General features: G+C 39.6%; 9 protein-coding genes. 6 read left to right on the top strand and 3 right to left on the bottom strand.

From position 1 onward, the window contains the following. Nucleotides 1–27 precede the first annotated feature (27 nt). A complete protein-coding gene (locus ACE1CA_RS15320) occupies nucleotides 28–273 on the top strand; it encodes an AbrB/MazE/SpoVT family DNA-binding domain-containing protein (RefSeq protein ID WP_413277462.1) in 246 nt (81 codons plus the stop codon). Then, nucleotides 260–649 (top strand): type II toxin-antitoxin system VapC family toxin, encoded by a 390-nt coding sequence (locus ACE1CA_RS15315; RefSeq protein ID WP_413277461.1) that lies wholly within the window; start codon nucleotides 260–262, stop codon nucleotides 647–649. The genes ACE1CA_RS15320 and ACE1CA_RS15315 overlap by 14 nt, the downstream gene beginning before the upstream one ends. Nucleotides 650–696: 47 nt before the next feature. Here ACE1CA_RS15315 and ACE1CA_RS15310 read toward each other — a convergent pair whose 3' ends face one another. Further along, nucleotides 697–1,173 (bottom strand): DUF29 domain-containing protein, encoded by a 477-nt coding sequence (locus ACE1CA_RS15310; protein WP_413277460.1) that lies wholly within the window; start codon nucleotides 1,171–1,173, stop codon nucleotides 697–699. Between the two features lie 311 nt (nucleotides 1,174–1,484). On the opposite strand from ACE1CA_RS15310, the gene ACE1CA_RS15305 reads away from it, so the two are divergent. Further along, entirely contained in the window at nucleotides 1,485–2,678 is a 1,194-nt protein-coding gene (locus ACE1CA_RS15305) for a tetratricopeptide repeat protein (protein WP_413277459.1), read from the top strand. Between the two features lie 68 nt (nucleotides 2,679–2,746). Here ACE1CA_RS15305 and ACE1CA_RS15300 read toward each other — a convergent pair whose 3' ends face one another. Further along, the gene (locus ACE1CA_RS15300; RefSeq protein ID WP_413277458.1) at nucleotides 2,747–4,102 is read right to left on the bottom strand and encodes a D-alanyl-D-alanine carboxypeptidase; all 1,356 of its coding nucleotides are present in this window, start codon (nucleotides 4,100–4,102) and stop codon (nucleotides 2,747–2,749) included. A gap of 419 nt (nucleotides 4,103–4,521) precedes the next feature. Between ACE1CA_RS15300 and ACE1CA_RS15295 the strand changes: the two genes are divergently transcribed. Next, nucleotides 4,522–6,051 carry an efflux RND transporter periplasmic adaptor subunit gene (locus tag ACE1CA_RS15295; protein WP_413277457.1) on the top strand — a complete coding sequence of 510 codons (1,530 nt, stop codon included), beginning with the start codon at nucleotides 4,522–4,524 and terminating at the stop codon, nucleotides 6,049–6,051. Between the two features lie 114 nt (nucleotides 6,052–6,165). Further along, entirely contained in the window at nucleotides 6,166–9,501 is a 3,336-nt protein-coding gene (locus ACE1CA_RS15290; RefSeq protein WP_413277456.1) for an efflux RND transporter permease subunit, read from the top strand. A 67-nt stretch (nucleotides 9,502–9,568) separates the two neighbouring features. Here the strand turns inward: ACE1CA_RS15290 and ACE1CA_RS15285 are convergent, their stop codons facing one another. Beyond that, on the bottom strand, nucleotides 9,569–10,795 hold the full coding sequence (locus ACE1CA_RS15285; protein ID WP_413277455.1) for an RNA-guided endonuclease InsQ/TnpB family protein: 1,227 nt from the start codon (nucleotides 10,793–10,795) through the stop codon (nucleotides 9,569–9,571). Between the two features lie 437 nt (nucleotides 10,796–11,232). On the opposite strand from ACE1CA_RS15285, the gene ACE1CA_RS15280 reads away from it, so the two are divergent. Continuing rightward, the gene (locus tag ACE1CA_RS15280; RefSeq protein ID WP_413277454.1) at nucleotides 11,233–12,438 is read left to right on the top strand and encodes a peptidoglycan-binding domain-containing protein; all 1,206 of its coding nucleotides are present in this window, start codon (nucleotides 11,233–11,235) and stop codon (nucleotides 12,436–12,438) included. The last annotated feature ends 40 nt before the right edge of the window (nucleotides 12,439–12,478 follow it).

The raw sequence follows: 12,478 nt of genomic DNA, 5'->3' as shown, positions 1-12,478 counted from the left end.
AAAACCAGATTTACCATAATTCTTACCATGCTTAGTGCTACTGTCACAGAAAGCGGACAAATTACTCTTCCTCAAGAAATTCGCGATCGCTTAAAACTAGTGAGCGGCAGTAAAATCAGTTTCATTATTGATGAAGACGGGCAAGTTAAACTCTTTCCCTTGAATGTTCCTGTGGAAGAACTATCAGGAATTCTACATCGATCGGGAATGAAGAAAACAAGCATCGAAGAAATGGATATGGCTATTTATGAGGGCGCGAATGATTGGACTTGATACAAATATCCTCGTTCGCTATCTCACCCAAGATGATGAACAACAGTGGCAGCAAGCAGTTACACTTATTCAACAAAACCAACCCTGCTTTATTGCCAATATTGTTTTGTGCGAATTAGTTTGGGTTCTCAGAGGTGGAAATTACGGGTTTAGTAAAGATGAAATTATCCATATCCTAGAAGCAATGTTACACAGTGCAGCTTTTGAATTTGAAAGCCGTTCTATTGTTGACCAAGCCCTACAAATTTATAAACAGGTTAGAGCCGATTTTTCTGATTATTTAATCGGAGTAATTGCCCGCCAAGCAGGTTGTACAGAAACCGTTAGTTTTGATAGCAAACTAAAGGAAGAAAAAGGGTTCCGTTGCTTAGAGTAGCGATCGCTCTTTGCAAAAGTATGAGCTAGGTTTTCCCAAGCGTAGCATCAATTAAGCAAGTCTTCATCTGAATCAAGTTGGATTCCTGGTAAGAATTCAGTGTTTTCTATTTCTTCCCAAGCGTAAGAATTACTAGAGGGAAATGTTTTAAATGGCATTTCTGTTTCTCTAACAGCTAAAGCTAATGCAGATTGGTAAGCTTGAGCGATCGCTTCTGATAGATAAGGTTTTAAACTAGGATTTTCTTCTAGAAGTTTGAGAAGTTTGTAACGTTGTTCTCGAATTGTTGCCACCCAACTCCTAGACCTTTTGTTAGGTTGATATTCCCATTTTAATAAATGTCCAAGTAGAATTCCCAAACGATTCACTAATTCTCGTTTTTCCTGTTTACCCAAAGAATCTATTTCCTCAATCAAATTCTCAATATCAAGATTGTTTAGGTCACGCTTACGCAACAAATCTACTTGTCTTTGTGTCCAAGCATAAAAGTCAGTTTCGTATAAGTTGACTATTGAAAGGTTCATATTTTCTTCCTTAGCCTTAGATAGTTTTATTCAGGTTTAATTTTTCCCTAACTTTAGATTCATACGGTACTAAAGAATCTAAACCAAGTAACTTTCTAATTTCTGGTAGATATACACTTACCAAAATGCCCGCTACTGCAAGTGTTACTGTTATTACAATATTTATTGTGTTAAATTTATGATTACGAAATCAGTTCTTCATTTGCATCCTACCTTATTCACTTAATTCCGGGTTAACTATACTTGATACTGATTTTGCCATAAAATTTCTATTAAAGACAGAAGAAAAACTTAAACTTTCTCGGTGTAATATGAAACTTAGCCTTTGCGCGATCGCTAAAAATGAATCAACCTCCCTACCAAATTGTCTCAAAAGCGTCCAAAATGTAGTAGATGAAATCATAGTTTTAGATACTGGTTCTACCGATAAAACACCGGAAATTGCTCAAGAATTTGGCGCAAAAGTTTATCATTTTCAATGGTGTAATGACTTTTCGGTGGCGCGGAATGAAGCTTTAAAATATGTGCAAGGTGACTGGGTTTTAGTTTTGGATGCAGATGAAGTTTTAAAACTAGAAATTGTGGCACATTTAAAACAGCTAATTCAACAACCTAACCTTTTAGTTGTGAATTTGGTAAGATTAGAAATCGGCGCAAAACAAGCACCTTATTCTTTAGTTTCTCGGTTATTCCGCAAACATCCAGAGGTTTATTTTTCTCGTCCTTATCATGCAATGATTGATGATAGTGTAAGTTTGCTTTTGCAGAAGGAACCGCAATGGCAAATTGCTAATTTATCAGATGTGGCTATTTTACATTATGGCTATGAACCTGGAGCGATCGCATCGCGCAACAAATTTCAAACCGCAAAAATCACAATGGAGGGTTATTTAAAGCAGCATCCCAACGATCCTTATGTTTGCAACAAATTGGGAGCATTATATACAGAAATTGGTGAAAATTACGCAGGAATAGAACTTTTACAACGTGGGTTAACTGCTAATTCAATAGATGCAGGTGTACTTTACGAATTACATTATCACTTGGGTATTGCTTACGAGTCTTTGGAACAGTTAAATTTAGCTCAATTGCATTATCAAACTGCTACTAAGATATCGATTTTACCAGAATTAAAATTAGGCGCTTGGGTTAATTTAGGGAATGTTCTTAAAGCAACTAATCAACTAAAAGAAGCGCAAAAAGCTTACGAAACTGCGATCGCAATTGACCCAAATTTTGATGTAGGTTATTATAATTTGGGGATGTTATTAAAGCAAATCGGAAGATTTTCAGATGCGATCGATCTTTATCAGTACGCAATTAAGCTAAATCCCAATTATGCCGATGCTTACCAAAATTTAGGAGTTGTTTTCCTAAAAATTGGTAAGGTTTCGGAGAGTTTAGTAGCTTTTAAAAGAGCGATCGAACTTCACCAAAATAACAACCCCAATGAAGCAGCAAGACTACGCCAAGGATTACAAGAAATGGGATTTAGGGATTTATGAATTTTGCGTTATGAGTTTTAAGTTTTATATTAATTCAACACTCAAAACTTAAAACTCGAAACTTTCTTTCACTCCTTTACAACCTCGTTTCGAGACATTTGATCTTCGGGTTTTTGAGTTGGTGTTAACTCGGCAGGTAGAGAATCAACTACTCCCCATTGATTAACTAAATTGTTCAAAAGTGACTCTTGTTGAGTGCGGAAACCTGTTAAATTTGTTCCGCCATTCATAATTGCAAACCACACAATTCCCTTATCTTTTGTAGGTAAAGCACCCGCTAAAGCACTCACATTATTCAAACTACCTGATTTCACCACTGACATCCGAGGAATTTGGCGTTCATCCAAAATACTTTTATCCTGTCCTACTACTGTTAGCACATCTCCAACAGTCATGTTTAATGGTTTTAAATAGCGATCGATCGCCAAAAACAAAGCTACTGCTGCACGAGGAGAAATTTTGTTTAACTCACTCAAACCCGAACCATTAATTAATTGAATTTCGGTTTGAGAAACATCAGCAATAGTAGCAGCTTTTTTCGCCACTTGTTTAGCACCGCCAACAGAATCAGCAATCATTTCTGCCATTTTATTATTACTATACCGATTCATTTTTTTCAACAAATCGGCAAGAGTTGGCGAATAGTGACGCACCAAAGGTTTAGTATTACTCGGTGCTTTCGGAACTACTTTCACTGCACCATCAATTATTATTTGTGGTCGAGGAGTACCAGGAGGCAAAGTTTGATATTGAGTTAACGCTTCGGGTGTCCAAATTCGGGAATTAATCCCAACTTTTAACAAATTTCCCGATTTTAAAGGACTATTTTCATAATTCATGTAAAACTTGCCACTAATCAGCAAGTTTCCCTTAACTCGCTTGATGCCTAACTGATTTAAAAAATTACCTAAAGCAAATGCTTCTTCCCAAATAAAGAACGGGTCTTGGTTTCCTTGAATGATTAAGTCACCCTCTAAGATACCATTCTTAACCGGGCCATTTTTGCTGATTGTAGTTACAAAACAATGATTTGGGCCAAAGGTAGAAAGCGCTACCAAACTTGTGGCTACCTTAGTAATTGAAGCAGCGGGTAAAGGTACTGTACCTTGATGATTTGCTAACAATTTATCACCTGATTGTACCCATACTCCTTGGCTTTTTTTGGTAAAACCTTTAGCTGCTAAACCACTGAGATATTGATTGATTTTCAGTTGTTCTACGGGATTGGGATTAATAGCAGCTAGAGTTAATTTGGCAACTGAAATAGCTGGTTGAGCAGCATTTGTCGTGGCATCTTTTAAGGAGTTAACTTGCGGCACAGAAGTATTAGATTCAGCTGGAGAAGAGATATTAGAGGAACATCCAGCAACCGCAGTCAGCAGAGTTATAGCTAGGGTAGCAGTCAAACGTCGGGTTTCTAGCATTTATTGTCTCAACAGGAAATCTGCTAAGCATATCATTAAACTTTTTTGGCTGTAGGTCAAGTTTATAGAGATTAAATTAATTTAAAGTTAAAAATTTCCCAATTTAGTTCTATTTAAGATTCCAAAGTTCCCCTAAATTAAATTCTTTTTAAACTAAATTTAATGGAATATTTTAGAGAAAAGAGAAAAAAGTAGTACAAAATATGGAATATTGTTAGTCCCTAGATCTTCACGATCGATGATTACTAATAAATCAGAAGCTAAATTTAAACACTGTAATTTACAACTGTGTTACAATGCAGATTTTGTAATCATTTCTAGTCTCGATCTGAAAGTATCTCTTTCGACTGTCGCAAAGTACTAGTTAGGAGTACTACAATTTTCTAGCGGTATAGTATGTTAATTCTCTAGAGGGGCAGATGAATACCGAAAATACACAACAGCGCAGCAGTGGTGAACAGTTGCCAAATATCACAGTACTGCCTGTAGAAAAAAAAGACGATCGCGAACCTATCTTAGAAAATTACCAAGAAGAAGATATTTCTACCCTCGATACTTCTGCCTCTAAACCCAGCAAAAAATTTCTGCGAATCTTAGCAATTCTGTTCATGCTGTTGTTAGTTGGTGGTGGTGGATGGTTTGCTTACAATCGATTTTTCCAACCTAGCGGGCAACAACAAGCAGGCCCAGGTGGGCCGGGTGGCCCAGGCGGTCCAGGTGGGCCAATGGCAACGCCAGTGAGGATGGGAGAAGTGCAACCGAAAACGATCGAGGAAAGTTCGGAATATGTGGCGCGATTGGAATCTCGGCAGTCTGTAAGACCAAAACCGCAAGTTTCCGGTCAGATTACTAATATATTTGTTAAGCCAGGGGATCGCGTCCAAACAGGCGCACCGATCATCCAAATTAACCCTGCCGAACAAGCCGCATCTTTGCAAAGTCAAATAGCGGCAGTAGAATCAGCGCGATCGGAATTGAAATTAGCACAGGCAGATGTTGCCAATGCTAAACAAACCCTGGCATCTAGACAAGCAGAAAGAGAGTCTAACCTCTCGAATCTGGCATTTCAACAGGGAGAATTTCGCCGATTTTCGCAACTGCAAGGTCAAGGTGCAGTGACTAGACAAGCACTGGATCAAAGACGACTAGATTTGCAAAAAGCCCAAGCTGATTTAGCGCAAGTTGAAGCTGACATTCGCGCTCAACAAGCAGTCATTGCCAGAGCCGAAGCTAATATTACTAAACAAAACAGAATAATTCAACAACAAGCAGCGGTCGCGACCGAACAACGAGTCAGGCTAAATTATTACAGCATTAATGCTCCTTTTGCGGGTGTAATTGGAGATATTCCGGTCAAAGTCGGTGATTACGTGAGTCCTTCAACTGAACTTTATACGATCGCAGACAACAACATCCTACTAACCCAAATCAACGTCCCCGTAGAACTAGCCCCCAGACTCCGCATGGGAATGCCAGTACAAATCATCGACAATCAAGGTAAACCCATACAAACCGGACAAATATCCTTCATCGCACCCAATATTAACCCCCAAACCCAATCAATCCTGGTTAAAGCCAGCTTCGACAACTCCAATGGCTTGCTGCGAACCGATCAATATGTAGAAACGAGAATTATTTGGGACACTCGTCCCGGAGTAGTTGTACCAGTTACCGCAATTTCCCGGTTAGGGGGACAAAACTTCGTGTTTGTGGTGGAAAAAGCACCTACACCTGACAAACCAGAAAATACGATCGCTCGTCAAGTACCTGTCGAACTAGGCAAAATCACTGGTAATCAACAGGAAATCCTTAAAGGTTTACAACCAGGACAACAAATAGTCGTTGCCGGAATTTTGCAACTGCAAGACGGTGCTGCAATTGTGCCTGAAACCCAAGCACCGGGAGCAGGTAAACCTGGGGAACAAGCTAATCAACAACCATCAAACTAGTCATTAGTCATTAGTCATTAGTGAGTGTAATTGATAAGTAACTAAAAAATTACTTTTACCCAATGGCAAATGACCAATGCCAAATGACCAATGACAAAAACCTGATTAAACTTCATGATTTTTTCTATATCCGATTTCTTCATCAGGCGACCAGTATTTGCCACAGTTTGCTCCATCATTATTACGATGGTTGGAGCAGCTTGTATTTTCCTCTTACCCGTCGCTCAATATCCCGAAATTACCCCGCCTCAAGTAACAGTTACTTCTAATTACATTGGTGCTAATGCCTCAGTTGTTGAGTCTACTGTCACTAATATTTTGGAAAGAGAACTCAACGGTATTGAAGGAGTGAAATACATTAAATCTACTAGTGCTAATGATGGTACTAGTAGTGTTTCTTTGACCTTTGAATTAGAAAGAGACCAAGACATTGCAGCGGTAGATGTTCAAAACCGGGTTTCTTCTGTTTTATCCAGATTACCAGGGCCAGTACAACAAACGGGAGTCAGGGTAAATAAAGAAACTAGTGGCTTTTTATTAGCGATCGGACTCTATGCCGAAAATAATCGATATAGCGACCTATATCTGAGTAACTATGCCGATCTTTACATTACCGACGCTTTAAAAAGAATTAAAGGTGTCGCTAATGTCCAAATATTTGGGGAACGCACTTATGCGATGCGTTTGTGGTTAGATCCTAATCGTTTAGCGAGTCGGAATTTAACTCCCCAAGATGTAGTAACTGCCTTACAAAGACAAAACTTGCAAGTCGGTGCTGGACAAATTGGACAACAACCTGCACCACCAGATCAACAATATCAACTCGCTGTCCAAGCGATGGGAAGATTTCAAGATGCCGATGAATTTGCTGAATTGGTAATTCAAACTGGTGAGGATGGCAGTTTAATTAAATTAAAAGATGTCGGTAGAGCCGAATTAGGTGCAGAAAATTACAGTTCCATTTTGCGATTTGACGGACGCAGAGGAGTTGGTTTAGGAATTAGTCAATTAACAGGTAGTAATGCTTTAACGGTGGCACGCGCTGTCAAAAAAACTATGGCAGAATTAGCGCCAAGTTTTCCTCCGGGGATTAAGTATCAAGTTGCTTACGATACCACTTTATTTATTGAAGCTGGAGCCGAGGAAGTTGTAATTTCCTTGCTCATGGCGGTGGGGTTGGTAATCTTAATTATCTTTCTGTTTCTACAGAATTGGCGATCGACTTTAATTCCCACTATTGCGATTCCTGTAGCTTTAATTGGTACTTTTATCTTCGTCAAATTACTGGGATTTAATATTAATACCCTGACTTTGTTTGGGTTGACTTTAGCATCAGGGTTGGTGGTGGATGATGCGATCGTCATTGTCGAAGATGTCACTCGCAGAATTCAAGATGAGGGAGAAAATCCCGTAGAAGCAGCGATTCATTCTATGAATGAATTACTGGGAGCGGTTATTGCCACTTCATTAGTACTAATTGTGCTATTTGTACCAGTGGCATTTTTCCCTGGTACTACCGGACAGTTATACAAACAATTCGCATTGACGATCGCTTTTTCCATCACAATTTCTACCTTCAACGCGATTACTCTTACGCCAACTCTTTCAGCTTTGTTACTGAGAAGGTCCTCAACAACAAATAACTGGTTTTTCAGGCCAATAAACTGGGTTATTGATGAAGTCAGACAACTCTATGCTTGGATTTTAGGGTTTGTCACCAAACTGCGGTATCTCGTCCTCATCTTATTTGTTGCCGCTTTAGCTGGTACTTATTGGCTGTTTACAATCGTACCGGGAGGATTTTTACCCCAAGAAGACCAAGGATACTTTATCACTATTGTTCAAGGCCCAGAAGGAACTTCTTTAAACTACACTGAAAAAGTGTTAGAAAAAGCTGAAAGTATTCTCAGAAAACAACCAGATGTCATGAATGTGTTTGCTGTTGGAGGCTTCAGTTTTAGTGGCTCAACTCCCAACAACGGCTTGATTTTTACAACCTTAAAACCTTGGGAAGAACGGAAAAGACCTGACCAATCAGCACAAGCAATTATTGGTAGTCTTTTCCCTCAATTACTTGGCATTAAAGAAGCAACAGTTATCCCATTTGCACCACCTGCAATTCAAGGTTTAGGTAACTTTGGCGGGTTTGAATTTCAACTCCAAGACAGAAACAATCTTGGGTTTAGAGTTATGGAGCAAGTTTTGGGTCAATTCTTAGGTAGAGCCAGCACTTATCCTGGTACTCCTAATAACCCAGCACCGCCAACATTAGTTGGTTTGCGACCAAATTTTAATGGGAATACACCGCAGTTAACTGTAGAAGTCGATCGCAATCAAGCCAACGCTCTCCAAGTTTCTTTAGAAGACATCTTCAGCACTTTGCAAATTTTCTTAGGCTCGCAATATGTAAATGACTTCAATCAATTTAACCGCAGTTATCGAGTTTATGTCCAAGCTGATACCCAGTTTCGTTCTAATCCAGAAGACATCAATAAATTGTACGTGCGATCGGCAACTAACCAAATGGTTCCGCTGAGTAATTTAGTCAAAGTTTCGGAAACAACAGCACCATCAGTTATCTCGCATTACAACTTATTACGCTCTGTAGAAATTAACGGTTCGGGAGCACCAGGAGTCAGTTCTGGACAAGCAATTGCTGCAATGCAAAACATAGCCAAAGAAGTCTTACCTAGAGGTTTTGGTTATGAATGGTCTGGGTTAACTTTAGAGGAAATTCAGGCAGGAGGACAAGCAATTTTCATCTTTGCCTTTGGATTTATTTTGGTATTTTTGGTACTGGCAGCACAGTACGAAAATTATGTTGACCCATTCATTATCATGTTGAGCGTTCCCTTAGCAATTTTAGGGGCGCTGATAGCAGTGTTACTCAGAGGATTTGCCAACGATGTTTACACTCAAATTGGTTTAGTAATGTTGATTGGGATGGCAAGTAAAAACTCGATTCTAATTGTCGAATTTGCCAACCAATTAAGAGAAAGGGGTTTATCAACTGTCAAGGCTGCTATTGAAGCTTCTCAACAACGGTTACGCCCAATTCTAATGACAGCTTTTTCCACGATTATTGGTACTTTACCATTGGCGATCGCTACAGGCGCAGGTGCAGCTGCACGTCAGTCTTTGGGTACTGCTGTAATTGGGGGAATGTGTATCGCTACAGTTTTGAGTTTGTTAATAGTACCTGTGTTGTTTATTGTGGTTAAAAGTATCGAAGATGCCTTCCGCAAACGGACTCACAAACCAACTGAAACCACAGTTAAAAAGCCAACTCAAAAACCAAAAGCTCAGACTCTAATCTATTACCGTCATGGGGGAAATTTAGACGGGCATAATGGATCTAATGGTAATGGTAATGGTTCTGAACCCCATGATGGCTCTCAAGCAACTCAACAGTCTCCGAAAAGCGATCGGCATAATTCGCCATCAAACTAACCTGCTCTGAAAAACCTATCCAAACCTAACTAAACTTGTTAATTTGATGTGGTGTTTTCTTCCTGCTTCAACCAAGGGTGTCGGCACCAACTTGTCCACAGGCGTTAAGTTCAGGTCGAGCCGACCTTACTTTTTCAGGTGGGGCATTTTCCAGGTTAATTGAGGCATTTAAGTCTCTGTCTATTACGCTGTCACATTTCTGGCAATTAAACACTCTATCTGAGAGTTTCATTTCCTGAATGTGACCACAGCAAGAACAGGTCTTGGATGAAGGAAACCATCGGTCAACTAGCTCAACTTTGGTTCCATAGTGGTTTTGTTTATAAACCAATTGACGACGCACTTCATAGAAGCAATTATCACTAACCGCCGTAGCAAGTTTGCGGTTCGCCATCATCCCTGAGACGTTCAAATCCTCAATCCGAATGCAGTAAGCGCTACGACTCAAATCCGTTGTCATTTTATGAACCGTGTCGCGACGAATATTGCCAATCCTGGCATGATGCCTTGCTAATTCAACATAATAATACTTGGCGTTTTTGGATGCCTTAACTCCTAATTTCTTGCTACCCAAAACCTTGTTACGATTGCACCATTGCAGTTTACTGAGCTTGGTTTTCGCCTTTTTAATAGAAACTGGCATGGCGTAACAAGTTCCATTACTAACGGTTGCCAAAGTTTTCACCCCTAAGTCAACTCCAACTCGTTCAATTGGGTGATAAATAGGAGGAACTTTCTGGGCATCCAGAGTAAAGGAAACAAACCATTTATCCGCAGTCCGAGTAACAGTAAAGGTTTGCGAACTGCAAATAAAACCTATCTTTTCCTTAAGTCTAAACTCTTTTAATCCAGGGAGTTGAATTCTTTTATCTGCTTTGATGACTACTCGGTTAGTAAAAGGGATTGGTGGTTTACCTTTTTCTGGATAAATACCAGACGTTTTGTAAACTGTAAACGAATCACCTTTCTTTTTGGTTTTCTTCTTAGGGAAACCACTTAATCCTTGTCGCCATCTCTTAAATGCCTTTTTCAGATCGATAAAAGCTGATTGATACACAGTAGACGGGTATTGCTTCGTCCACGCATATTCAGGCATCTTCATAATTACTTGGGTGAAGACTTGCTTGATAATATCAATCATGAAGGAGTCCCTGAGATTAACACCCTCAAAACTCCAACTGGCGACTAACATCTCTAGCCCAAAGTTGTAGACAAATCTCCGAAAGCCAGCAATGCCACGCATTAAAGAGGTTTCTTTATTATTTAGCTGCAACTCTCTTTTGATTGCGTACATTGCCAAACCTATTTATACTTATTTAATTAGTCAAGTATATCTTCAATCAGAGCAAGGATCAACCCCAATACTGCTCGGTTAAGGGTAGGGGCGAAGCTCGGGGAACAATTTATGACTCAAACTCTAGATTTTTTGTCCTAATGCTTTGCCCCTACAGACAACAAATTTGCTTAACCGAGCAGTATTGCTTTACATCCCTCTTAATGAGGAAATTTTTATAAATTTCCGAAAAAGTTTCCTGATTTAACAACAATCTAAGAGAAGATTATTAATTTGACTAGATTTGCCTAACCTTTTGTTAAACCTGACAGAGTAATACGTCACATTATTTATTAATTGACTTATTGAATAGAGAATAACTGTAAATTAAAATTTTGATAGCCTACTTCTTAACTTGGAGTGGGAAGAAGTTTTGTAGAAAGCTGGATTGGGAAATTATGGAAAACCTTATTTACATACATCAGGCAAGTTCACAAACAGAAGATTCAGAGGAGAACTTTAGTACTAATTTAGAATATCTCAAACTCTTCCAGAGTGTAAATTGGAAAAAAGTCAGCACAAAAACCTGTATTCATTTGTTTAGCTTGGCGATCGCTCTGAGTACCATCGGTATTGCTACTCAAGCAATGGCTCAAATGACTCAAGGTAGCAGAGGCCCAGAAGTCGCACAACTCCAAGAAAAATTACAAAAATTAGGTTACTTCGATCGTCGTCCCACCGGACACTTTGGCCCATTAACCAAAAAAGCTGTAATTCGCTTTCAGCAAGACCAAGGCATAACAGCAAATGGGATTGTTGAAACCACTACTATCACTGCTTTAGAACAGAAACTTCAAGAAAACACAGCAGTAACTCCAAACAGTCCCGAAGTAGCTCAAAGCACTCCAGAAGTAGCACCAACCACCCCGACACCAGAAACCAGAAAAACCCCAGAAATAGCGATCGATCCCAGTAAAGAACCAATCTTACGCAGAGGTGCGATCGATCCAGAAGTCAAAACCTTACAACAACTTTTAATTAATGCAGGTGCTTACAATGGGGAGGTCAATGGCAAGTTCGACATCACCACTTCCATAGCAGTTAAACAATTTCAACGCACTAACGGTCTAACAGTTGATGGCATTGTCGGCTTTAACACTTGGACAGCTTTAGCTAAAAATAATACCCCTCAAGCTCAAGCACCAGACCCCACCTTTAATAATTCTCCTTTTACTAATGGTTCCCTAACTAATAACTCAGACAAACCAGAAAGTAATAACAGAACCATTATTCAAGCCACTTTACAGCAAGGCGATCGCGGTCAGGATGTCAAAGCCCTACAAGAACGCCTCCAAGCGTTAGGCTATTACAGAGGCAATACCACAGGCAACTTTGGCCCCTTAACCAAAGAAGCTGTAATTCGGTTTCAAAAACAAGCCGGACTCACACCTAACGGAATTGTCGATAGCAGCACCAAAACCGCTTTAATAACTTCACCCAGTATCCGTAACACTTCTGTCTCACAGATTCAAGCCAGACTCAAAGAAAGAGGATTTTATCAGGGGCCAGTCAATGGAATTTTTAGCGAAGAAACGAAAACTGCACTCAAAGCAGCCCAAAAAGCTTACGGAGTCAGTGAGAGCGATCTTCTTACTCAACCATAGTGCGACACCACAGAATGCAGCAGCCTCCAAGGGAATAAAG

The organism is Floridaenema evergladense BLCC-F167 (assembly GCF_041929205.2).
In the GTDB taxonomy this organism is placed as follows: Bacteria; Cyanobacteriota; Cyanobacteriia; order Cyanobacteriales; family Aerosakkonemataceae; genus Floridanema; species Floridanema evergladense.
The sequence above is the reverse complement of the archived record's forward strand: the minus strand, read 5'-3'. Positions and strand labels throughout refer to the sequence as shown.